This window comes from Maribacter sp. MJ134 (assembly GCF_003970695.1).
Taxonomy (GTDB): Bacteria; Bacteroidota; Bacteroidia; order Flavobacteriales; family Flavobacteriaceae; genus Maribacter.
On the sequence record NZ_CP034570.1, the window covers coordinates 1,096,204 to 1,118,639 of the forward strand.

At 38.1% G+C, this 22,436-nt stretch carries 23 protein-coding genes; 12 read left to right on the forward strand and 11 right to left on the reverse strand.

Annotation, left to right across the window (positions count from 1 at the left end; all coding sequences use genetic code 11):
• From EJ994_RS04790 to EJ994_RS04805, 4 genes are read right to left on the reverse strand one after another with little or no spacing between them, the layout of a single operon-like run.
• Complete coding sequence (locus EJ994_RS04790) at nucleotides 1–1,431, reverse strand: glycosyltransferase family 2 protein (RefSeq protein WP_126591450.1); 1,431 nt, start codon at nucleotides 1,429–1,431, stop codon at nucleotides 1–3.
• Nucleotides 1,424–3,880, reverse strand: a complete 2,457-nt coding sequence (locus EJ994_RS04795) for a HEAT repeat domain-containing protein (protein ID WP_126591451.1) — start codon at nucleotides 3,878–3,880, stop codon at nucleotides 1,424–1,426. The genes EJ994_RS04790 and EJ994_RS04795 overlap by 8 nt, the downstream gene beginning before the upstream one ends.
• Before the next feature lies 1 nt (nucleotide 3,881).
• Nucleotides 3,882–4,256, reverse strand: coding sequence for a response regulator transcription factor (locus tag EJ994_RS04800; RefSeq protein WP_126591452.1), 375 nt, complete (start codon nucleotides 4,254–4,256; stop codon nucleotides 3,882–3,884).
• A 5-nt stretch (nucleotides 4,257–4,261) separates the two neighbouring features.
• On the reverse strand, nucleotides 4,262–6,004 hold the full coding sequence (locus EJ994_RS04805; RefSeq protein WP_164721427.1) for an ATP-binding protein: 1,743 nt from the start codon (nucleotides 6,002–6,004) through the stop codon (nucleotides 4,262–4,264).
• A 154-nt stretch (nucleotides 6,005–6,158) separates the two neighbouring features.
• Here EJ994_RS04805 and EJ994_RS04810 point away from each other — a divergent pair, with 154 nt between their 5' ends.
• Nucleotides 6,159–7,448, forward strand: coding sequence for a dipeptidase (locus EJ994_RS04810; protein ID WP_126591454.1), 1,290 nt, complete (start codon nucleotides 6,159–6,161; stop codon nucleotides 7,446–7,448).
• On the opposite strand, the gene EJ994_RS04815 is transcribed toward EJ994_RS04810, so the two are convergent.
• Entirely contained in the window at nucleotides 7,445–7,843 is a 399-nt protein-coding gene (locus tag EJ994_RS04815) for an acyl-CoA thioesterase (RefSeq protein WP_126591455.1), read from the reverse strand. The genes EJ994_RS04810 and EJ994_RS04815 overlap by 4 nt on opposite strands.
• 217 nt (nucleotides 7,844–8,060) lie before the next feature.
• The gene (locus tag EJ994_RS04820) at nucleotides 8,061–8,954 is read right to left on the reverse strand and encodes a DUF72 domain-containing protein (RefSeq protein WP_126591456.1); all 894 of its coding nucleotides are present in this window, start codon (nucleotides 8,952–8,954) and stop codon (nucleotides 8,061–8,063) included.
• 142 nt (nucleotides 8,955–9,096) lie between these two features.
• On the opposite strand from EJ994_RS04820, the gene EJ994_RS04825 reads away from it, so the two are divergent.
• Nucleotides 9,097–9,507, forward strand: coding sequence for a glyoxalase (locus EJ994_RS04825; protein ID WP_126591457.1), 411 nt, complete (start codon nucleotides 9,097–9,099; stop codon nucleotides 9,505–9,507).
• Here EJ994_RS04825 and EJ994_RS04830 read toward each other — a convergent pair.
• Nucleotides 9,496–10,176 carry a DUF2461 domain-containing protein gene (locus tag EJ994_RS04830; RefSeq protein WP_126591458.1) on the reverse strand — a complete coding sequence of 227 codons (681 nt, stop codon included), beginning with the start codon at nucleotides 10,174–10,176 and terminating at the stop codon, nucleotides 9,496–9,498. The genes EJ994_RS04825 and EJ994_RS04830 overlap by 12 nt on opposite strands.
• 188 nt (nucleotides 10,177–10,364) lie before the next feature.
• Between EJ994_RS04830 and epsC the strand changes: the two genes are divergently transcribed.
• The 10 genes from epsC (at nucleotide 10,365) to EJ994_RS04880 (ending at nucleotide 19,334) form a co-directional block, all read left to right on the forward strand.
• The gene (epsC, locus tag EJ994_RS04835; RefSeq protein ID WP_126591459.1) at nucleotides 10,365–11,156 is read left to right on the forward strand and encodes a serine O-acetyltransferase EpsC; all 792 of its coding nucleotides are present in this window, start codon (nucleotides 10,365–10,367) and stop codon (nucleotides 11,154–11,156) included.
• Nucleotides 11,149–12,033 carry a cysteine synthase CysM gene (gene cysM / locus EJ994_RS04840; RefSeq protein WP_126591460.1) on the forward strand — a complete coding sequence of 295 codons (885 nt, stop codon included), beginning with the start codon at nucleotides 11,149–11,151 and terminating at the stop codon, nucleotides 12,031–12,033. The genes epsC and cysM overlap by 8 nt, the downstream gene beginning before the upstream one ends.
• Nucleotides 12,034–12,238: 205 nt before the next feature.
• Nucleotides 12,239–12,862 (forward strand): hypothetical protein, encoded by a 624-nt coding sequence (locus EJ994_RS04845; protein ID WP_126591461.1) that lies wholly within the window; start codon nucleotides 12,239–12,241, stop codon nucleotides 12,860–12,862.
• A 154-nt stretch (nucleotides 12,863–13,016) separates the two neighbouring features.
• On the forward strand, nucleotides 13,017–13,487 hold the full coding sequence (locus tag EJ994_RS04850; RefSeq protein WP_126591462.1) for a DUF1905 domain-containing protein: 471 nt from the start codon (nucleotides 13,017–13,019) through the stop codon (nucleotides 13,485–13,487).
• A gap of 88 nt (nucleotides 13,488–13,575) precedes the next feature.
• Complete coding sequence (locus EJ994_RS04855; RefSeq protein ID WP_317128096.1) at nucleotides 13,576–14,301, forward strand: helix-turn-helix domain-containing protein; 726 nt, start codon at nucleotides 13,576–13,578, stop codon at nucleotides 14,299–14,301.
• A gap of 88 nt (nucleotides 14,302–14,389) precedes the next feature.
• A complete protein-coding gene (locus EJ994_RS04860) occupies nucleotides 14,390–14,794 on the forward strand; it encodes a VOC family protein (RefSeq protein WP_126591464.1) in 405 nt (134 codons plus the stop codon).
• A 303-nt stretch (nucleotides 14,795–15,097) separates the two neighbouring features.
• Nucleotides 15,098–15,571, forward strand: coding sequence for a GNAT family N-acetyltransferase (locus tag EJ994_RS04865; RefSeq protein ID WP_126591465.1), 474 nt, complete (start codon nucleotides 15,098–15,100; stop codon nucleotides 15,569–15,571).
• A gap of 197 nt (nucleotides 15,572–15,768) precedes the next feature.
• On the forward strand, nucleotides 15,769–17,085 hold the full coding sequence (locus tag EJ994_RS04870; RefSeq protein ID WP_126591466.1) for a serine hydrolase domain-containing protein: 1,317 nt from the start codon (nucleotides 15,769–15,771) through the stop codon (nucleotides 17,083–17,085).
• Nucleotides 17,086–17,244: 159 nt separating this feature from the next.
• Nucleotides 17,245–17,496: a hypothetical protein gene (locus EJ994_RS04875; RefSeq protein ID WP_126591467.1), complete on the forward strand. Its 252-nt coding sequence runs from the start codon at nucleotides 17,245–17,247 to the stop codon at nucleotides 17,494–17,496.
• 590 nt (nucleotides 17,497–18,086) lie between these two features.
• Nucleotides 18,087–19,334 carry a serine hydrolase domain-containing protein gene (locus tag EJ994_RS04880; RefSeq protein WP_126591468.1) on the forward strand — a complete coding sequence of 416 codons (1,248 nt, stop codon included), beginning with the start codon at nucleotides 18,087–18,089 and terminating at the stop codon, nucleotides 19,332–19,334.
• A 134-nt stretch (nucleotides 19,335–19,468) separates the two neighbouring features.
• Here the strand turns inward: EJ994_RS04880 and EJ994_RS04885 are convergent, their stop codons facing one another.
• The 4 genes from EJ994_RS04885 to EJ994_RS04900 form a co-directional block, all read right to left on the reverse strand.
• Nucleotides 19,469–20,266 (reverse strand): alpha/beta hydrolase, encoded by a 798-nt coding sequence (locus tag EJ994_RS04885; RefSeq protein ID WP_126591469.1) that lies wholly within the window; start codon nucleotides 20,264–20,266, stop codon nucleotides 19,469–19,471.
• A complete protein-coding gene (locus EJ994_RS04890) occupies nucleotides 20,259–21,137 on the reverse strand; it encodes an alpha/beta hydrolase (protein WP_126591470.1) in 879 nt (292 codons plus the stop codon). The genes EJ994_RS04885 and EJ994_RS04890 overlap by 8 nt, the downstream gene beginning before the upstream one ends.
• Before the next feature lie 87 nt (nucleotides 21,138–21,224).
• On the reverse strand, nucleotides 21,225–21,767 hold the full coding sequence (locus EJ994_RS04895; protein ID WP_126591471.1) for a hypothetical protein: 543 nt from the start codon (nucleotides 21,765–21,767) through the stop codon (nucleotides 21,225–21,227).
• 53 nt (nucleotides 21,768–21,820) lie between these two features.
• A complete protein-coding gene (locus tag EJ994_RS04900; protein ID WP_126591472.1) occupies nucleotides 21,821–22,318 on the reverse strand; it encodes a Dps family protein in 498 nt (165 codons plus the stop codon).
• Between the last annotated feature and the right edge of the window lie 118 nt (nucleotides 22,319–22,436).

The following is a 22,436-nucleotide window of genomic DNA, read 5'->3' on the forward strand; positions in this document are numbered from 1 at the left end:
TTACGTTGCTTTGGCAAATCCTTTTCTTACTTGGGAACCCCAACCAGATTTTACCTTGAATAATTTTTTATAGTTGCCCCTGATAGCGGCCCAAACCACAATAGGGTGAAATGTTATAGGCTCTATAATAGCACAGAACATGAGAATTAAAATATCCTTTGTTTTTTTATACTCATTGTAGGAGTATGTATCCCACAGAATGGCATAGAAAGAGAACATTACCGAAAAGATGTAAACAGTGGCCGTAATGGCGATAAAAAAGTCCCAATTAAGAATACCCAGCCAATAGAAAAGGATGATGGTAAAAAACCCGAAAAACTCCAATAAAGGAGCCATCCATTCATAAAAAAACCAGTACGGGTAGCTCAGCATCCCCAATCTTCCAAATTTTGGATTAAAGAACATATCCTTATGCTTGTAAAGCGTCTCGAGATTACCCCTTGCCCAGCGGTCTCTTTGGTTGATCAGTATTTTACCGTCCTCCGGCACTTCAGTCCAGCATAAAGGGTCCGGTATATATTCTACGGTATAGGGCAGTTTACGTTCGTGCATGTAACGCCTCATCTTAAAGACGATTTCCATGTCCTCACCCACCGTATTGGTATCGTAGCCGTTTACCGCAAGTGCTATTTCACGGTCAAAAAAGCCAAAAGCTCCGGAAATGATCAAAAGACTATCAATACGACCCCACGCCATTCTACCTAAAATAAAAGAGCGTGTATATTCCAAGAGTTGAAATCTCGCCAACCAATTACTCGGTAATCGGATTTCTTCTAGTTGCCCGCCTTGTATAACGCATGAATTGGCTACTCTAATGACACCCCCTACGGCAATGACCCGTTTCTCCGAACGTTGGTAAAAAGACTTCACCACGTGTAATAGGGCGTCTGGAAGCAATAGGCAGTCCACATCGATACAACCCACATATTGGTTCGTAGATAGGGACATCCCCGTATTTAAGGCGTCCGATTTCCCTCCATTTTCCTTATCGATAACGGTGAGCTTGGCAAAGGCCTTATGAGGTGATTTATAGATACCCCGTATGGGTTTCGATTTCCATTCGGGGTCAATCTCTTGCTCTATTTTAACAAGGTCGTATGCATCTATCATTTTCTGTAGGGTGTCGTCCTTACTACCATCATTAACCACCATTACCTCATAATTAACGTAACGCAACGACATTAATGAGCGTATATTTTCTACTATAGTCATCCCTTCATTGTACGCTGGCGCTATAATGGTAATGCTGGGCGCCAAAGGTGATGCCATGAGTTTGGACATGTCACCAAAACTATTCTTGTTCCTATAATGGATGGAATTTCTTGTGGATAGATAACCCATACCTGTGAACATGGTAAATAGCACGACCGTAAACACTAAAAAAACAATGTTTATGTACTCTAATACGATATCTAAAACACCACTAGCCATTTAGTTTGTTATAAAATTTTGTGGATACCGCACAGAGATGGTCAAAAAGCGTGCTTCCCGATTCTCTAGTAACATTTGTATTTTCTTTTTCAATAGGTATTGCTCCTGATTTCTCTAATTCAAAAGGAATATCCAAAAGCGATGTCTTTGTCTCCGTGGATAAGGTATTTCTGGAATCCAAAACGTTTTCATCCGCTATTACCGCGTCTATCGGAAGTGCTGAAATTTCATTGCTAACCTCCTCCAACAGTCTTTCATTCAAAAGTTTTAGGGTTATGGCAGCGTGCTTTCTAATTATTGGCGATTCATCTTCTAACAAAGAATGTAATAGCGGAATTTCTTTCTCATCCCCTACCGCTGCAACTTCGTTTAGCAGTACCAATTTTGACTCTACGTCCCTGTTCTGAAAAAGCTCATGGAAAATGCTATAGCCTGGTGCTATAGTGGTAATCTTAAAATAGTTTTCCGCACGGTTTTCGGTGAAGGAATTAATAAGTTCTTCAATTCGTTGCCTAACCGTAGCAGAACGTTCTTTTTCTAATAAAAGCTTTAAATAAGGTATTTCCCTATGGTCCCCTAGCTCAGCGATATCCTGTAACAAAATCATAGTTTCCAAAGGTTGCTTAGCTAAGAATTTAGGTTTGGGAATCGAGAGGTTGATGTCTTCTTGTACCTCGTTTTGAACTATCTCAGCGGCGTTCAACATCACTTCAATTTCCATCACCTCATTAGTAGCTTCAACGATGCTGTTTTCCTCAAAAGCCGTAGTCCAGTCGATAATCATTTCATTAGTACTGGACTCCGAATTCTCAATGATTACTTCTTCAAAAATCAAATCGAATTCCCTAACATCTACCCTTTCCGTTTTCTGCGGTAATTCCTTTGCTGGTGGTACATGATCCGAAACGAGACCTGATGCTATTACCACTTCATCAAAGTCTACTGTTATATTTTCTAGCTTCTCAATTTTGGTTATAGGTGTTACTTCCTGAGAAATCACCTCCATTTGAAGCGGGTCATCTTCATCATCCTTTGGCGCGGGTTGAACAATAGGCAGAAAATCTATATTTAGCTCTAGGAGGGACTCCCCCGGAGCAACTTCTTCATAGACTCCGGGAAGCTCATTAATTGTTGGTTGGATCTTCTCTTGATGTTGTTCGGATTTATTTTTCTGTTCCGCTGTAACTAGTGGTAAGAACGAGAGTTCTTCTGGATCAATTTCCATGGTCGGTGGTTTTGATTCGATTTCATTACTTTCTTGGGGAACTATTGTATCTTCTGACTGTTTTGGTAATTCATTTATCGCTTCAGGGTCTGGTGCGCCCGTATCCGCCACAAGTGGTTCTTCCATTACAGTTTCCTCCCACGCTGATGCTTCAGCAATATCCTTTGTGGGCAAAATAACCTCTGGACTAATCGTATTTATAGCCCTCACGGCCTTGTTCCGAACCGTAAAATCTTTATCTGTAATTTCAACCTGTTTCAGAAAATCTATCTCCTCTTTTGACCCCAGTTCGCCTAGAGCTTCAAGGATGGTCATTTTTACATCTGTCGTACATTTCCTGAAAACCATTTTTAACACCGGTATGGCATCGGTAATGTGAAAGGCGGTAATACATTGAATGGCCTCTCGTTTTATATGATTGTTTTTGTGCTTTACCAGTTCTATTAGAGAGGCATGCGAATCGTTCTGATTGTAATATTTGATGAGTCTTAAAGAAAAAAGAACCACATAATTATTTTTGGAAGTAAGCCAAAGCCTAAATGCAGGTGGAATAAAATTCTCTTTGTTTCGAACAACATCCATTAGCTTCAACTGTTGCCATTCAGAAATCTTGTACTTGGTATTATCCAGAAAATAAGATATACCGTCCTCCTTAAGGGAAACGGTAGCAATTTCTGCCTGTTTTCTAATGGTAGCTCTCTTGTCGTTAATGAATCTTGTAATTAATCCGTACGACTCTGTTACGTTCATTTGTGTTAGCTCATAAATTCCTTTAGAAACCAATTCCCATCGCCAGCTTTTAAGTTTTTTATAAGCGTCCTTATGAAGCTCTAAATCTTTATAGATATGAAAAAGTTCTTGTCTTGTGGTACCTGAGACATCTTTACGTAGGTCCATAACAATTTCCGTTAAAACCTTTCTATCAAAATCATCTTTAATGAGTTCCCGAATTTCAACCTTTAAGCCTATATAATTTATTTTCTCGATCTTGTCCCCTTTCTCATCATAGAATAGAAATTCACTGATGATGGGTGAAAGCTCCTTTTTCTTTTCCCGAACCAGTCTCGTTTCTTTAGAAATTTTATTCCTGAAAATAAAGACGGATATCAAGTAGACTAATGCCAACACCCCGAAGAACGCAGAAAGCCCCCATAATAAATCCGTTGGGATTTTAGGAGCTGTAAGCAGTGAATTAATAATATGTGTTTGGGGGATTTTCAGCAAATTATTGTGATTTGTTTAGCTCTCTGGCGAGTCGCACCATTAGTTCAGAGGGACTCACGGGTTTTGAAATAAAATCATTCGCCCCAAGTTCAAAGGCACTCAGCACATTCTCTTCATTACCTGCCGATGAGATGATAATAATCGGGGTTTTGGAGTCTAAATCCTTACGTACATAGTTTATAAGTTCTATTCCCGAAAAATAGGGCATCATGATGTCACTAACGATAATGTCCGGCATTTCGGTCTCTAAATATTCCTTTACCTGCTTACCATCAGAAGAATGGTGTACTTCATAACCGCTCTTTTTCAACCTAAAGTCAAGCAAGGAAGCCAAGAGTTCATCATCATCTGCCAATAAAACACGTTTCTTTACCATTATTCCTATTTAAGCTTGTTTAAAGCGGTATCTATTTGATTCTCAAAAGACGGGTAGCTGTTTAAAAAGTCTAGAAACAGCCTAGACGTTTCTTCTCCGTTCTTTGCCATAGAGCTTTTCTCCATAGCTACAATAATATCTCTTAGTTGCAGCGCTTTGAACATGGATAAACTTGCTTTGAGTTTATGTGCACATAATGAAATTTCTTTAAAGTCGCTCGTTCCAAGTCCTATTTTCGTTGCTCCTATAAATTCGTAGACATTTTGTTTAAAAAGTCTTACCAGTTCCCGGAGCATATCTATTTCTCCGAAACACTCCCCAAGGATATGTTGAAGGTCAAATGAATTTGCTGTGTCTTTTGAGATGGTTTCCTTTTTAAGCAAGTCCTTGCTTTCTGGCGTAAAGGATTTCTCCTTTCTGTTTTTGAGTACTTTTATGAGAAGTTCGTCCAAGGTATATGGTTTTAGTAAAAAATCGTTAATCCCGGCGCTTACGCAGCGCTCTTGGTCATGTACCGTAAAATCTGCGCTTAGCGCTATTATGGGAACATGTTCTAGATGCGTTTTTGATCGTATTTCTTCAGAAATCTCGAAACCGTCCCTATTCGGCATTTTCAAATCCATGAGGATAAGGTCTATGGCATCGGTTTCTAATATGGTCAATCCTTTTTCTGCATCTGCAGTGATATACACCTTACATCCCCATTTATGAAGTTGTTCTGTAATAAGGTGCTGGTTCATCAGATTATCTTCAAAAACTAAAATTTTAGCTCCTCTGAGCAGTGCTCTGCCTTTTTCAATATTTATGGTATTAACTTTCTTTGCAGGAATATTGATTGCTTTTCCCTTTTTGTAAGGAATGGTAAACGTGAAGGTTGTTCCTTCACCTTCAACACTAACAACGGAGATTTCCCCATTTTGCTTTTCTATCAATTCTTTTACGATACTTAGTCCAAGCCCCGTTCCTCCATAGGTATTGAAAGTATCTTTCTGGGCTTGTTTGAAGCTTTCAAAAATCGTTTTCAGTTTTTCCTGCGGAATGCCAATTCCTGTGTCCGTGACTTTAAATTCCAATACGTAGTCGTCCTGTGCTTTACGTTGTATACCCACGGCTAATTCGATATGACCTTTATCCACGAATTTTATAGCGTTTCCTAAAAGGTTCAGCAGCACTTGGGACAATTTTGAGGGATCCCCGATTATGGTTTTAGGTATCTTTGAGTCTATAGAAACCCTTAAATCCACTCTTTTATCGAGGATTAAGGTCTGACATAGAAAGATGACATCGTTCACTAGACCACGAAAATTAAAGTCTATAATATCCAAGCCATCTACTCCCGAAGTAATTTTGGAGTATTCCAATACCTCGTTAATAATATCGCGCAGATTATAAGAAGCATTTTGGATAGCGTCCACTTTTTTAAGTTGACTAGGATTAAGTTTCTCGTCTCGAAGCAAATTGGCAAAACCAATGATTCCGTTTAACGGCGTTCGTATCTCGTGACTAATATGGGCAATGAGTTTGCTGTCGTTTGCATCCTTCTTAATAACATCCTCGGAATTCTTTTTCGTCTTTTCAGAAGTTACGACTTCATTGGGATTTAGAATACGTTTCTCTAAACGATTTCTAAATGTATTGAAAGACGTTTTCAACAAAGCTGCTTCCTCGGTAGTCAACTCCTCAAAGGAAAAATCATTTAGGGATGATTCCAATTGGGCCAATTGACTCAGTAAGTCTTTTGTTTTCAAAATTGACATAGGTTAAGATTCCTTTTGGGGTAAATAATATAGTTTCATACAATCTTAAAAATCCTGCTTTTCGCTACTGCTGACAATTAAATGTTCCCTACACTTCCTTTTTTGTTGTGAATAGGCTTTATTTGTAGGTCTAAAAAAATAAACGATGAAAGGATTAAGCTACATACTCTGTGTTTTATTACTGTTTTCTTGTGCGAACGAGGAGAAAAAGGAAGTGGAATCGACTGAAGATATTGCAAAACGAATCCATGAAAAAGTAATAACGATTGATACCCACAATGACATCAATGTCAAGAATTTTACGGATAGTATCAACTACACCCAACGTTTGAATACGCAGATTAATCTTCCGAAAATGGAGGAAGGTGGATTGGATGTTTCTTGGCTCATCGTTTACACGGGACAGGATACACTTACCAAAGAAGGTTATACCAAGGCAAAGGAAAATGCCATGGCCAAGTTTGATGCCATCCATAGGCTTTGTGAAGAAATTGCGCCCGAAGAAATTGAACTTGCCTTGACTTCTGAAGATGTTCGCCGCATTGATGCCTCAGGTAAAAAAGTTGCCATGATCGGGGTAGAAAATGCCTATCCTATCGGTGAGGACCTTTCCGAATTTACAAAGTACCACGAGCTAGGTGCGCGTTATATATCACTTTCGCACAACGGGCATAGTCAATTCTGCGACTCCAATACGGGAGAAAAGGACTCCGTTTGGCTACATAATGGTTTAAGTGACTTAGGTAAAAAGGCTGTAAAAGAGATGAATAGGTTGGGAATGATGATTGATGTTTCTCACCCTTCAAAAGAATCCATGAAGCAAATGATCGCTTTGTCCAAAGCGCCCATTATTGCCTCACATTCCTCGGCAAGAGCGCTCTGTGGTCATAGTAGAAATTTAGACGATGAGCAGCTAAAATTAATGAAAGAAAACGGTGGTGTAGTGCAGACCGTGGCCTTTAGCTCTTATTTGAATACGGAAAAGCACGAAGCGCGTGCCGCTTATATGAAAGGGCTCTATGAAAAAATAGCGGACTCTTTAGCCATAGATTGGTATGACCGTTCTGAATTTCGAAATTTAACAGATGACCAGAAAGAGGCTTTTCTAGAGAATTATCCTAAAGTAACCCAAATGGGTAAAGACATGGTTAAGGGAATGACGGACGTGCCAGAGGCCGTAAATGTATCCGACTTTGTTGACCACATAGACTATATGGTGAAACTGATTGGAATAGACCATGTAGGTATCAGTTCCGATTTTGATGGTGGCGGAGGAATAGAAGGATGGTCGGACGCTTCCGAAACCTTTAACGTAACCTTGGAATTAGTGAAAAGAGGCTACACGGAAAAGGAAATAGAAAAGCTCTGGGGTGCCAACTTACTGCGTGTACTGGACGAGGTCCAAGCCGTAGCCAAAGAAATGGCCATGAATTAAGACTGAGCGGCAGCGAGCCTATCGGCAACGAACTCTACCTTTGTCTTCCCATGAGCCGCGGGCTTGCCATCTTCTCCTAGGTTGACCATGATAATATTGTCTACGGTGACAATGGTCTCATGGTTCATTTTATTACGCACCTCGCAGTTCAATGTCAAAGAGGTTTTACCGAATTTTACTACCTCTATCCCTATCTCAACGATGTCACCTTGCACGGCGGCACTCATAAAGTTGATTTCGGACATATATTTCGTAACGATTTTGGCATTCTCCAATTGAACAATACTGTATAGGGCCGCCTCTTCATCTATCCACGCCAACACCTTACCACCGAACAGGGTACCGTTAGAATTTAAATCCTCTGGCTTAACTAATTTCCTTGTGTGAAATTTCATAGTATAGTATTATTAATACTACAAAATTAGATTGAAAATCATTTGAAACTTACCCAAAACCACTTTTAACACTCCGATTTACCAAATTGCCAACTACACTATCGGGAAAATGAACAATAAGTAAATATACCCTGTTGGAATTTTAAAATAGGCAAAATTAGACCGCTTTAGCCGATGGCCCCATCGGAAATTAACATCAAGCCAAGTACTATGTCGTTTAGAATAAGCTTGGTGGGTCAACCAGTGTTTTAGGAACCGTAAGGTCCGTATGAAGTCTTTCGTTAAGTTTTTTAATAAAATAGGCCGATAACAAAGGAGATTCCAATTCCATATTCTGATGAATGAAAAAATTCACTTTTCTCAGACCTTGTTCCTTCCATGCCTCCAACCTAGTCACCCACTCGTCCAAGCGCGTATAATCGCTCTTATGGTTAGCGCCCACATATCTAACAAAGGCTTCGTCATTGGTAAGTCTCATGTGCATGATATCCCGTCTTCCCGCAGTATCCACCAAAATATTGGCAATGCCGTTTTCTTCGAGTAAATGGTAGAGCTCCTGAGCTACTTTTTCGTCATTGAACCAATCCGTATGCCTAAATTCCATTGCCAACCGAAATTCTTTTGGCCACCGTTCTACAAAGCGTACTACCCTGTCCCAGTCTTTCGGTGCAAAATTATTGTGCATTTGCAAGAACATGGTACCCAACTTACTGGATAGATTGGCGGTATTGGTCAAATACTGGTCCAAAACAGGATAAGCTTGGTCATTTAAACGTCTTAAATGACTTACATTTTGAACTATTTTAGGAAAAAAGGTAAAATTAGCGGGAGTTTTCGCATTCCACTTTTCATAGGTTTCAGAAGGGAATATGCGATAAAAAGTAGCGTTGAGCTCAATGGAATTAAACTGTGTGGAATAATAGGCCAACTCATCCTTAGTGCCCCTAGGGTAAAAATTCTTAAGGTCTTGCTTGTTCCATTTTGCACAACCTACGTGCATGGTAAAAGGGTCTTTTTGGTCTATCTTATTTAACACCACGGCCGTCTCTTTGTGGTCCGTAGGTAATGTAAAATCAATACCTTCTGGCTGCTCTACCTTTCCAAATTTCATGTCTTGTCAAATTTCCCATAAAAATAACCAATAATTTATAGTGTAGAGGTCGGGTTCACTGTTTATAAACCCGTTAAAAACTAATATCCGCACTTCAAAAGCACCCTTTCTTATTGGCTACCTTTAGAAAAACAAGATTGACATGCACGATAGGTCCCACAGTTTAAAACAAATTCGTCCAGAAATTACTTCGGCAAGAATACATTCTAATATGAGTCCGGATGAGCGTTTTCAAAATGAAACCCTCCGCCCCATCATAAAATTTCAGAACGATTTGTTGCTGGCCTCTTTCCAAAACTACATCGTAAAAACTAAAAATACTTTTTATGAATTACGGTTAGAAAAGCGCATGGATTATATTGCCAATGCCCTACAGAAGGACATCAAATATAGGAACTCCGTAAAAGGTATCATCATGGGGCAGTTCACTGTTGAAGAATATACGAACTATATTCAAAATTCATCCGCCCTCAACAAAAGAATCATCAATATGGTGATAAAACGCCTGCAGGACCAAATTCAATATTTTGAAAAAGAGGCTTTAGTCCAATAGCGATTCCCCGTTAAGATTAGTGGTCAACACCGCACTCATTAAATCAAAATAAGGTCGTATCGCCTTAAAGGAGGCATTGACGGTATCCGAAAAGTTTGCTGACAAGACCTCTTTATCGCTAAAATTCCTAACAAAAATATACTGCTTTTTGCGAATGAGGTCAATATTGGGGTCTTCCTTATCAAACCCCTTTGGAGCGGTCTTTAATTCATCACCCGCTAGTGCTCCCCAAACGTCTTTGAACGCTTTTTTGCTCATTATCTCACGAAAATCGCTCGGGTCTATCTGCCATTCTTTTCTAATTCGCAACAGGTCTTCCTTTTCCGGTGCCCAAAAACCAGCAGCGACAAAACTACCCTGTGGCTGAACATGAAGGTAATAGCCACCCCGGCGTTGTTTTCCCGCTCTAGTATAGGAAGCGGAGAAATTAAATTTATAAGGGGTTTTATTTTTGGAAAAGCGGACATCCCTATAAATCCGAAAGACTTTTAATTTTTCTATTTCATCGTGCGTTTTCATTTTCTCCAACACCTCGTTAAAGAAAGCTTTTGCTTCCGTTTCCCGTAGTTTAAATTGCCCCTTATGTTCGGCAAACCACTCCCGATTATTATTTTCCTTGAGGTCCGTTAAAAATTGTAGCGTTGGTTTGGTAATAGCAGGATGTAACATACGACTTAGGTCTTGTTATTTTAAGCTAAAGTTAACCATTTGCCCTTAAGACGATAGTATTAATTGGTTAATTTTGGTTTTAGAAATAACCTTATAACAAGCCAGGGCGCAGAACGGGGAAATCAGGATTAACTCCCGAGAAAACCTCGGCCTATTTCAAATCTCGGATACCGAGTTAAGTACAACCTATGGATCATCAATCTATCATTACCAGTATCAACAAGCATAAGAAACAGCCTAATCTCAGGTTTCGTCTTAAAAGAGATACGGAAACTTTTACGAATTTGCTTTTCTATACCCTATTCGATATCGAAACTCCGGTCTCCGGCAATCTTGAAATCTTAGAACAACAGTTTGACAACCTTGTGGATTTAGCCTGCTGGGAAAGTGAAAAACCTTGTAAAAAGGTCTGGGAAAACTACGTAGCAAAACTCCCCACCATTTTAGAAAGTTTAAATCTTGATGCAGAGGCTACCGTGAACTGTGACCCTGCCTCCTTATCCATTGAAGAGGTGTATATGGCCTACCCAGGCTTCTATGCCATTGCCATCTACAGATTGGCCCATGAGTTATACCAAACAGGTTTTCCGCTCGTACCGCGCTTAATGACAGAATATGCGCATCGGCAGACCGGCGTTGATATTAACCCTGGCGCCCAAATCGGAAAATCCTTTCATATAGACCATGGCACAGGCGTGGTTATCGGGGAGACCGCTATCATAAAAAATGATGTAAAAATATACCAAGGTGTAACCTTAGGCGGACTTTATGTGGCCAAGCATTTGCAAAAAACCAAACGGCACCCGACCATAGAAGATAATGTAACCATTTACGCTAATGCCACGATATTAGGAGGTGAAACGGTCATCGGAGCCAACAGCGTAATCGGCGGAAACGCATGGCTTACCGCTTCAGTTCCCGCACATTCCACCGTGTTCCATACACCAGAAATAAAAATTAAAACCTTACCCAATGTCTAACCGCATTTTAGATTTAATAGGAAACACACCTTTGGTAGCATCCCGCGTACTGAACACCAATCCCAATGTGAAGCTTTTCTTTAAGATGGAGGGTCATAACCCTGGCGGTAGCGTTAAGGACAGGGCCGCCTATAATATGATTAAAAGCGGACTGGAAACGGGAAGCATAAAAACCAGCGATAAATTGATAGAAGCCACGAGCGGCAATACGGGTATTGCTTTGGCCATGATAGCCGGTATTTATGGTTTGGACATCGAGTTGGTGATGCCCGAAAATTCTACCAAAGAACGCGTACAGACCATGCGGGCCTATGGCGCCAAAGTTACCTTGACTCCAGCAAGTGTTGGTATTGAAGGAGCGCGGGACTATGCCGAGGAAAAGGTGAATAAAGAGGGTTTCATTATGCTGAACCAGTTTGGAAATCCGGATAACTGGAAAGCGCATTACAAAACCACGGGGCCAGAAATTTGGAACGATACGAACGGACAGGTCACCCATTTTGTCTCCTCTATGGGCACCACAGGGACCATTATGGGTACCTCCACCTATTTAAAAGAGCAAAACGAAGGTGTGCAAATTGTGGGGGTACAACCTACTGATAATTCCAAGATACCTGGGATACGCAAATGGCCCAAGGCCTATTTACCCAAAATTTTTGATGCGAAGAAAGTAGACACGGTCATGGAGGTTAGCGAAGCGGAAGCAAGGAGTATGGCCAAAAGATTAGCTAAGGAAGAAGGCATCTTCTCTGGAATGAGCAGTGGCGGTGCAGCGACCGTAGCATTACGTTTGGCCGCTCAACTGGACCAAGGGGTCATTGTTTCCATTATTTGTGATAGAGGTGACCGTTACTTGTCCTCTGATTTGTTCGATTAACAGCTAATGGCTTATTCAGGGCTGTTCAGAACTTTCTTACTACCAAGTGGAGACTATATGAATTGAAATTGGGGAATGGTTAACTTCGTAAAGAACCGATAAAAGGAATCTGTGCTGTGATTGATGAAGTAGTTAAACTCTACCTTTAGAACCTTAGGACACCATATACACAAATATCAATCTCAGCAGTAAACATTACTATTATATGAAAGTTAGAAGGTATTTATTTTGTCTCGTTGTCACGCTGTATCTCACGTCCTGCCGTACAATTGCCCTTCCAGAAAACGTACCTTTAGATCATATTGTGCTGATTACAGGGGAGAAGTTTTACGGCAAGGTCGATTATTTTAAGGAAGGGTTCGCGCTTAGTGAATTTTACGGGAGAATAAGACTGACAGACGTAAATGGAAGAAAAAGAAGCTTTAAGCGGAAAAAAGTACTTTCATTTAACGTAAACGGATACGATTACAAAAGCTATACATTAAATGAAGAAACCAAACTGTTTAAAAATGGTCGTTTTCTTGATACCGAATACCATATCTTTCAAGATGGTGTTCAACATTTTTTAAAAGTGATTTCGAAAGGAACATTATCTCACTATGAATTGGAATGGATAGACCATGACAATAACGATCTAGAATCAATTGGTTTAATTAAGAAAACTGAAGATAATTTTTTCATTCCCGCAGAGAATATACGAAGCCAGATAGCAAAAAAAGCGGTTAGTGACTACCTTTCTGACTGTCCTGAAGCACAGAAGAAAATAGCCGAAAAGGACTTTAAATATGTTTTTCAGGTTGTGGACTTTTACAATAAGAACTGTAACTGAGGACGATTGGCTTTGTCCTGCAATTACGAACCTTGAGGCACTATTATCAATACAAAAGGATTATTCAATAACTGAACTCCATAAATCTAAAATTAAAGATTTGTAAATTGGGGTTAAAACGAATTGTAGTTATTGCACAAAAAGTATTTTAGTAATGAAAACGTTTCAAGGTAAACAAACCATTAAACAACTCGAAAAAAGAAAGGGAGGTTATTATTACTTAAAACTCGATACAGAAATCATAAACCAATTCAGTAAAAAAAGAGCCACAAGAATAATTTGCACCATTGATGCTAACGTTTCTTATCGCTGTGGTTTGAATCATTTAGGCGATGGGAATTTTTATGTAATCGTGGCTGGAAAATATCTTGAGAAACTAAATAAGGAGCTCGGAGAAGAAGTCGATTACAGAATTGATGAAGACCCAGACCAATTAGGGGTTGACATGCCAGAAGTACTAACTGTTTTTCTTGCGCAAGATTCGGACTCAAAAGCAATTTTCGACAAGCTAACGGACGGAAAAAAAAGAAGTTTAATATATAGCTTCGTAAAGCTAAAAGATATTGATAAACAAGTGAAAATTATAAATGACTTTTTAGCTAAAGAAAGTCAGAAAATGAAATAAGTAGGGTGAAATACGATATCAACACCCGTACCGCGTTTGTGGTAATGCAGGATACTATTCCTCTAGCGTTGACAGTAATTTAAAAACAGTGTACCAAGAAATAAGACCATCAAAAAGATGTAATCATTTAATTGACTCCTTTTGGACGTTCTCCACAACTGAGGTTGGTGAGTGCTTCAAGGTTTTGCCTGACACATGTGTTGATTTGATATTTGACCTGACCAAGAATAAAGGTTTTGTATCCGGAATTATGTCCAATTTTCAAATGATTAAAGTGGCAAAGAAATCCGATTTAATAGGAGTTCGTTTAAAAACCGAAAATTTTGGCTCACTATGTAAAAGGCCGCTTTATGAAACCAAAAACCTTAGAACAGAGCTATCTCAGATAGTTTCGGTGTGTGAAGAGTATACAACAAGCCAATTGAACCATAGGGAAGAAACGGGAGATAAAGTCCAATTTCTAGAAAGTCTTGTACTAACTTCATTGTACAAAAACTATCAAAGACAGGACAACTTGGTGTTGTCGGTGGCACAAAAGATTAGGTCGTTAAAAGGGAATATAGATATTGGCTCGGCAGCTATAGCCCACAATATCAGTTTAAGACAACTAGAGCGGCGTTTTAAAAATTATATTGGTTTGACCATAAAGGAATTTTCAAACGTGGTACGCTTCAACCACACTAAAAAACTAATAAAATCCCTTACGGAAACAAGCCTTTTAGAAATTGCTTTCGATTCGGGATTTTTTGACCACGCACATATGCACCATGAAATCAAAAGAATTTCAGGAGAAAACCCAAGCTACTTTAGGTAATGTCGCTTTTTTACAAAGTAGAATTATTAGAGTCGTACTAACTTTGCATCAAACTAAGATGGCTAGTTGAGAACTTAAAATATAAAAAATGGACATTCAGTACGCTTACACCATTCTCTATGTAAATGACGTTCCAAGAACAATGGAGTTCTATAAGAAAGCATTTGGATTTGAGGAAAAATTCCTCACACCTGAAAATGACTATGGCGAAATATTATCGGGAACAACCACAATCGCATTTGCCAATATTGAACTTGGCAGCTCAAATTTTAAGAAAGGGTTTATGACTAGTTCTTTGACAGAAAAGCCGTTTGGAATTGAATTAGCATTTACCACATTAGCTATCGAAAAAGTAATGGAAAACGCACTACAGAACGGTGCTGTTCTTTTGGAAGAAACAGTAACAAAACCTTGGGGCCAACAAGTTGGTTATGTAAGAGATATCAACGGATTTATCATTGAGATTTGCACACCCATTATAAGTAAGGAATAAAAACTACCGACCACTCGATGTAAAAGCGATAATGGTTTAAATACAAAATACTAGTTCAAAAAAGCTACAAAATCACTTCTAAGGAATTTCAAAGTGACTCCAACTATCCTTAATTACCTTATTGATTACCGAAAAAAAGTCTTTGTGTGTTCAAAACTTTCTAATAATCCAAGGAAAGAGTACTTGAATTAAATTTTAGGAACAGCGAACTTCGCTATTTACCGATAAGTACTACTTACGCTGCGCTTGACGAAGTATTGGATGTCCACTTATTAAGCGTTGGCCATAACAAAGAAAACTGAATTGAAAATTAGAGAAACACATAGAAAGGATTATACCATTTCAACTGACAAGGATAAATTAGATGTTTTAAGCATTCATAAATTCCTTGCAAACGAAACCGATTGGGCTAAAGGAATTCCATTCAATACTTTAAAAACATCAATTGAAAACTCTTTAAATTTTGGGCTTTACTACAAAAACGAACAAATTGGCTTTGCTAGAATAATTTCGGACTATTCCACTATTGCATATTTAGGAGATGTTTATGTTCTTAAGGAATATAGAGGAAAGGGACTAAGTAAATGGTTGATAAATGAAGTAATGGAGCACCCAAATCTGCAAGGATTAAGACGCTGGATTTTATTAACTGATACAGCCGAATGGCTTTATAAAAAGTTCGGATTTACGGAAATACCTAATCCTGAATTTTATATGGAGAAACATACCCCAAATATATACAACGGAATGGAGAAGACTAAGACCAGGAACATATAAAAAAATTGTGGTTTAGTGTTTAATCATAGGTGGTTGCTGTTCAAAACTTTAGTACATACTTTAGTAAGAACTCTTGACTTCACTTTGAAGATTACCGAACTTCGTTAACAACGAATATATGGAACCTGTGCTGCGCTTGCCGAAGTGTTGAAACTCCACTTAGCTATGCGTTGTAGTGCATTCGAAACAAACCAATTATGAGACAGATTTTATCAATATTTGTTCTAACAATGATTTTAATCTCTTGTAATAATACGGATAAAAAAGCAAAAGAGTATACACAACATCAAACTGAAAAACTGAATGAAAAAGTAGATGGATACTTTTCGGCACTTCATACAATAGGGAAATTTAATGGAGTTGTATTTGCTTCAAAAAATGACACCTTGATTATTAATAAGGTATATAATTTAAATCAAGACAAAAAGAGCACAACTTACGTAACAACTGAAAGTCAATTTGATATTCATTCTGTTTCCAAGTTAATGGCCCATTACTTAATTGAAAAATTTGAGATCGAGGGAAAAATCAAAAAAAGTGAATCAATTAAAAAGTTCATTCCAGACTTTCCTGATGGCGACAAAATAACCATAGAAATGTTGCTCAACCACACATCTGGACTTCCAAGAAATTTAGAAGGTGTTGAAGAAGATAACATTAACTTATCATCAGAACAAATAGTTGAGTACGCCAAAAAGCAAAAGCTACTTTTCGAACCCGGAACAGAGCAACAATATTCTAACGTTGCTTATGAACTTGTTTATTTTGTGATTCAAGAAGTTTCTAACCAATCCTTTGCCCAGTGCTTGGCAGACAATGTTTTCCAACCTTTGGAAATGAAAAACTCAGGAGCGCATTTCTACCTTAAAGAGGATAACTTAAAAAAATTAGCAAAAAACCACGAAAAAGATGATGGTAAAATTATGCAGGTGGATAATGTTTTACCGGATGAACTGAAAACTGCGAGAATATTTTCAACTGCCTCAGACTTAAACAAATTTTTAAACCATGTTAAAAATGAGCCATTTGCCTCGCTGTTACAAAACGAATCAAATGTCATTGAGAAAAGTGGGGGTTCTGACGGAATTAGGGTTGAGATATATACAAATCTTGAATACAATTACAATTTCATCTTTTTAGCGAATTATGAAGAAGTTCCTTTTCAAAAAACAGTGGAGGATTTTGCCAAAATATTGGAAAACAAACCTTATGATGTTCCGAAGGAGTTGAATAGAAAATCCATCAAATTATCCGCAGAAATTTTAAACGGATATGAAGGAACATATTCGTTTGCAGATATGGGTAATTTGGAATTGACCTTTAAAGTAGAGCATGAAAATTTGGTAGTGTATCAAGACGGAGAACAGATAGCGACCTTAAAAGCTGAATCAGAAAACACTTTCTTTGATGACCCTAAAGAACCTGAATCGTTTGAGTTTGTTGAGAATGAAAACGATAGTTTCAACGTTCAAATGGGTTGGAAAGGAGTTAAATTGAAAGGAATTAAGAAATAACACATTACGATTACATGACGGCTATCTCGTCTAAGGGCCGCCAAGACGCATGTAATCACAGATAATTGAAACCTAATCTGAGCTTGCTACAATGGTAGCACACGACATATGTGCGCGTAGGCATTCATTGTGCTTATTCAAACTGAAAAAAAACTGATAATGAATAAAACAAAACTCACCTTAATTTTTTTGCTACTATTTTCCCTAGAATGCTTTAGTCAACAAACTGGAGTCTCTGGACTTAAACAAACCGTTGTCAGAAACGGAATTGGTATAGGAAGTGTAATTGCCGTAGTCGTTTCTTGGGATAGAAATAAATCAATTCTTTACGCATTAGTACACGGAATTTTAGGTTGGCTTTATGTTGTCTATTTTGTAATAGTACGTGAAAGCGAAGAAAAGAATACATGAGAATTGATTTCTGAATTTAGCAATTTCGGAATTGTCCTTTCTATTGGAATTGAAAATGTTGCGGAATAAAACGTTGATTTAATATATTCAAACGAACAAAAGCACAAAAAGAATTTAGCGTAATATTCATAAAATGAGAAGACAAGGAAATGGCAATAGCGTATAAAAACAATTGTTATTTTAAGCTTAAACGAAATTAGTTGCGCGTTCGCTAGGTCCGATTTTCCCTTTGAATTCCTCCCAAGCAGGCACGCAAATATTCCTATACAGAGCCGATAACTAAACTTCACCCCTATCCTAAAGTAATATCCCTGGCATTATTTAAGTCTTCAAAACCCTGTAGATAATGGTATCCGTCACCTTCTGCATTACCATGTTCTTTTAAAGCAACCGTCTTTTACTGTTCAGAACTTTCTAATAATCTACAGAAAGAACACTTGAATTAATTTTTAGAATAGCGATCTTCGTTAAGAACCGATAAATGGAATTTGTACTGTGCTTATTGAAGTACTGAAATACCGCTTATCTAACGGTTGTACGAAAGCATAAGAAAATCCATAGGACAAAAAATCATTTTTAAACAAATAATAATGAACAAATTACTGCTATCTCTTTCAGCAATTTTATTAATCTTATCTTGTAAAGAAGAGCCAAATTCTACCAAGAAAATTGCGAATAATGTCTATATAAAGGACAGTTTAACAGTAGAAATCAAAAATTTAAATAAAAACTATTTTAATGGATTGGGAGTCGCAATAGTTGATTCTTCAGGCTTTTTATACAAAGAAGGATTAGGATTTGCAGATGTAGAATCTAAAAAACCTTATACCGAGAACACACTACAACCTATTGCTTCTGTTTCAAAGACCTTTATTGGCTTAGCCCTAATGAAAGCCCAAGAAAAAGGGTTTTTAAATTTGGATGACCCTGTAAACAAATACCTGCCTTTTGAGGTTAGAAATCCAAATTTTCCAGATGCTGACATCACCATAAAACAATTAGCAACACATACGTCATCGATAAAAGATACGGATAACTATATGGGTAAATCCTATGTGCTAAAAGATGTAGTAGATAGCACATTAGCACAACCTGAAAATATTCCTCAAAGTTTCAATCCAAAACACACTAACATTGATTTAGCTGAATTTCTAGAAAACTACTTATCTAAAGATGGAAAATGGTATAATACTAACGCTTTTACGGCAAGCAAGCCAAATCAATTTTTTGAATATACAAATGTTGGCGCATCACTAGGTGCATATATTATTGAAATCGTGTCAAATAAATCATACGCAGATTTCACGACTGAACATATTTTGAAACCATTGGGAATGAATGATTCAGGTTGGAGCTATAACACTGTTAATTTTGAAAATGTCTCCACTTTATATTCTGACAGAGAAACTAAACTATCCTTTTATTCATTGATAACATATCCAGATGGTGGGTTTATTACGAACATTAATGATTTAGGAAAATACTTGACGGAATTGCTTAAAGGCTATTCGGGGAACGGTACGATCCTTACTCAGGAAAGTTATAAGCAACTTTTTAAAATACAATTGACAGAGGAAAATTTCAAAGAAAAAAGAGACGAAAAAAATCCCTATGATGACGAATATAACTCAGGTATTTTTATGGGTTTTTCATCATTTAATAATATAGGTCATACGGGTGGTGATCCTGGCGTTTCGTCTTTAATGTTCTTTAATCAAAAAACAAAGATAGGACGCATTCTATTCGTAAATACCAACATTCAAAATCAAGAAGGACTTAATGCTTTTTTTGGAATCATGAACAAATTAGATGACTATTCGAGTAGATTAACAGAATAGAGTCTCCGTACCACACGATGTAAAATTATTGTGGTTTAACCGCTAGTATAAAAGTGTTTACCATAACAAACCGAAAGTAAGTGACTAGAAGCCTGCAACTATTCCTATACAAAACCGATAACTAAACCCCACCCCTATTTTAAAGCGGTATCCATAGCCTTCTTAAAAACATCAAAATCCTGTAGGTAATTGTGTCCGCCACCCTCTACCGTATAAAAGGTTCCTTGACCATCAGGTACTTGTGTAAATAAGTCCTGTGCCTGTTCAAAGGGAATAATACGGTCCGCCGTGCCATGAATAATGGTTATGGGGCATTTTACGCGCTGCACGTATTCATTGGAAGGAAAGCGGTAGTTAGACAATAGGTCAATAGGAAATATAGGAAAACGGTGTTTCCCAAGTGCCACCGCACTATAAAAGGGTGATTCTAAAATTAGCTTACAAGGATTATTTTCTGCAGCTAACCCAGAAGCTACGCCTGTCCCAAAAGAACGCCCGTATACTACGATCGTACTTTCATCGTAGCGCTGTTTGGTATAGTCGTAAAAAAGTTGCGCATCACTTTTAATGGCAGCTTCGCTAAGTTCTCCCGTACTTTTCCCGTAGGTTCTATAATCCACGAAAATGGCATCGTAATCGTAACGGGTCACTAAATTAGCTACGTGAATGAGATGCGAGATATTTCCCGAGTTCCCATGAAAATAAAGCACTACCCCTTTTTGCGAATTGTTCTGGATGTGTACGGCATTCAAACGAGCGCCATCTGGAGCGGCTAGCCAGAATTCCTCGTAAGGTTGGCAAAAATCATACACATGATTTGCCGGCATTTTGGACGGGATAAAGATGAGTTTTTCCTGAAAGGCATAGGTGACACCGAGCAGCAATACATATAATACCGCTAGTACGATACCAATTTTTTTAAGTCTACGCATTCGTTTTTCTTGAGGAGTGCTTTACGTTAATACTGGAGCCTTCCAAATTTACAGGTTTTGGACGGGACGTTATGATGTCCGCCAACATTTTATGGTAAGCCTCAAAAGTATTCAGGTTCTTATGTCCGCCACCGATAACAGAATGTAAGGTGGTAGATTTAGGTTGTATTTTGGAAAGTTTTACGCTGGTCTTATAGGGAATAAGTCTATCATCCGTACCATGGATGATATGTATGGGACACTTTACGTATTTCAACCATTTATAGGTGGGCATGGGAAATTTAATAAGCAAGGACAAGGGCATAAAGGGCACGTATTTCTTGGCCACCTTACTTAAGCTGTAGTAAGGCGCGTCCAAGATAAGCATGCGCGGGTTGTTCATGGAAGCCAATTTGGTGGCAAACCCGGAACCTAGGGAACGGCCGTAAAGAATGATATATTTCTCCGCTACGTTATCCTTTATTTTATTGTAGACCACCTGTAGATCTCGCTTAATGGCTTTTTGGGTTCTTCTGCCGGTGCTTTTGCCAAAACCACGGTAATCTACCATAATAACATCATAGCCGTGACGCATAAAATCCACGGCGAACTTACCCCAGCCTTTGATGCTTTTGGAGTTCCCCTTGAGGTAAAAAACCACCCCTTTGGGGTTTGGCGTCTTAAAACGGAGTCCGTTTATGATGGCACCGTCCCTGGTTTCTATATTATACTCCTCAATTTCCTGGTTTTCATAGTAAAACTGAAAGTCCTTTACCAGCTTCTCCGGTTTAAACATTAAAAAATCCTGTAAAAAATATACGAGGATATTGATCACAAGATAAACGATTACAACAATCGTTAAAACATATTTCCAATCTACGGCGTTGAACATACCTTCTCAATGTACGAAATATGTTTCATTCTTTTCAAAACGAAAAAAGACCCCGAAGGGTCTTTCTTATCTTATATGTAGGTCCTATTATTTGGAATCTGACATGTTCATGCTTTGTTTAGTGTATTCTTCCACCAAGAATTCAATCTCTTTTCCGTTATTATCCGTGAAAATATAGGTCTGTTTGTTCGCAAAGTCATTTTTGGATTTCAAACTCATATTTTCAACGATTTTTAGGTTTTCTCCCTCGTCAATGGCCACGGCTAGCTCATTTTTATTCGATATCAGCACAAAATCCTCTGGCATGTCCGAATTATAGGTAAATACGATTTTCTCGTCAAAAGCATCGTCCGCGTCATTATCGATTTTTACCGTTTTGGTGATTTTAGCAACGCTATCCATTACTCTGGATTGGTCAATTTTTGTACTGTCCTCTTCGTTCAACTGTACTGCGGTGTTTCGCATGGTGCTTATCTCCACGGTACGTTTTACCATTTCGTTACCCGTGTTTACCGTATATGTTTTGGACTGGGTGGTTTCTAAGGCCTCGGTAGGATTATCTTGGGCAATAGCCACTCCGGTCGTCATCATTAAACTTGCAATTAAAATATTTATTTTTCTAGTATTCATTTGTAATGTATTGTTTTTAGAGTTATTAATTATTTTTACTATTGGGTGTTCTACTATGCGGTAGCTTCTTTCAATCGCTCTGAATTTTTTCTGTTCCAGGCATCGAGCATCCAACTGTTCTTTTCTAATTCTCGTATGTAAGCTCCAATGAGGTCAATGGTACCTTCATCATTAATTTCGTCTGCCTTATTTACCACCGTAGTCATTTGCTTTAATAATAAACTATGGGCTTCTAGCAACTCGTTTACCATTTCCACATCACTTAAGTTGGTATCACTTTCCTTAATGGATGATGTTTTCAGGTATTCTGAATAATTACTTATCGGATGGTAACGTAATGTTAGAATGCGTTCGGCAATCTCATCTATTTTTACTCTCGCCTCTCCGTATAATTCTTCGAATTTTTCGTGCAAATCAAAGAAATTATGTCCTAAGATATTCCAGTGAAAGTTTCTTAATTTTTGATAGTACATATGGTAATCTGCCAAAAGGGTATTCAATTCTTTGACAGTTGGTAATAATTTTTTTTCATCTATATTCAAATAGTTCATGAATTTGATTTTTTAAAAGTTAAACAAAATGTGTAATTGTTGGAGTGAAGTTCTTGGTGGCCGAAAGAGTATCGACCTTACTGGCGGAATGCCTTTAAAAGAATATGTATTTAATTAT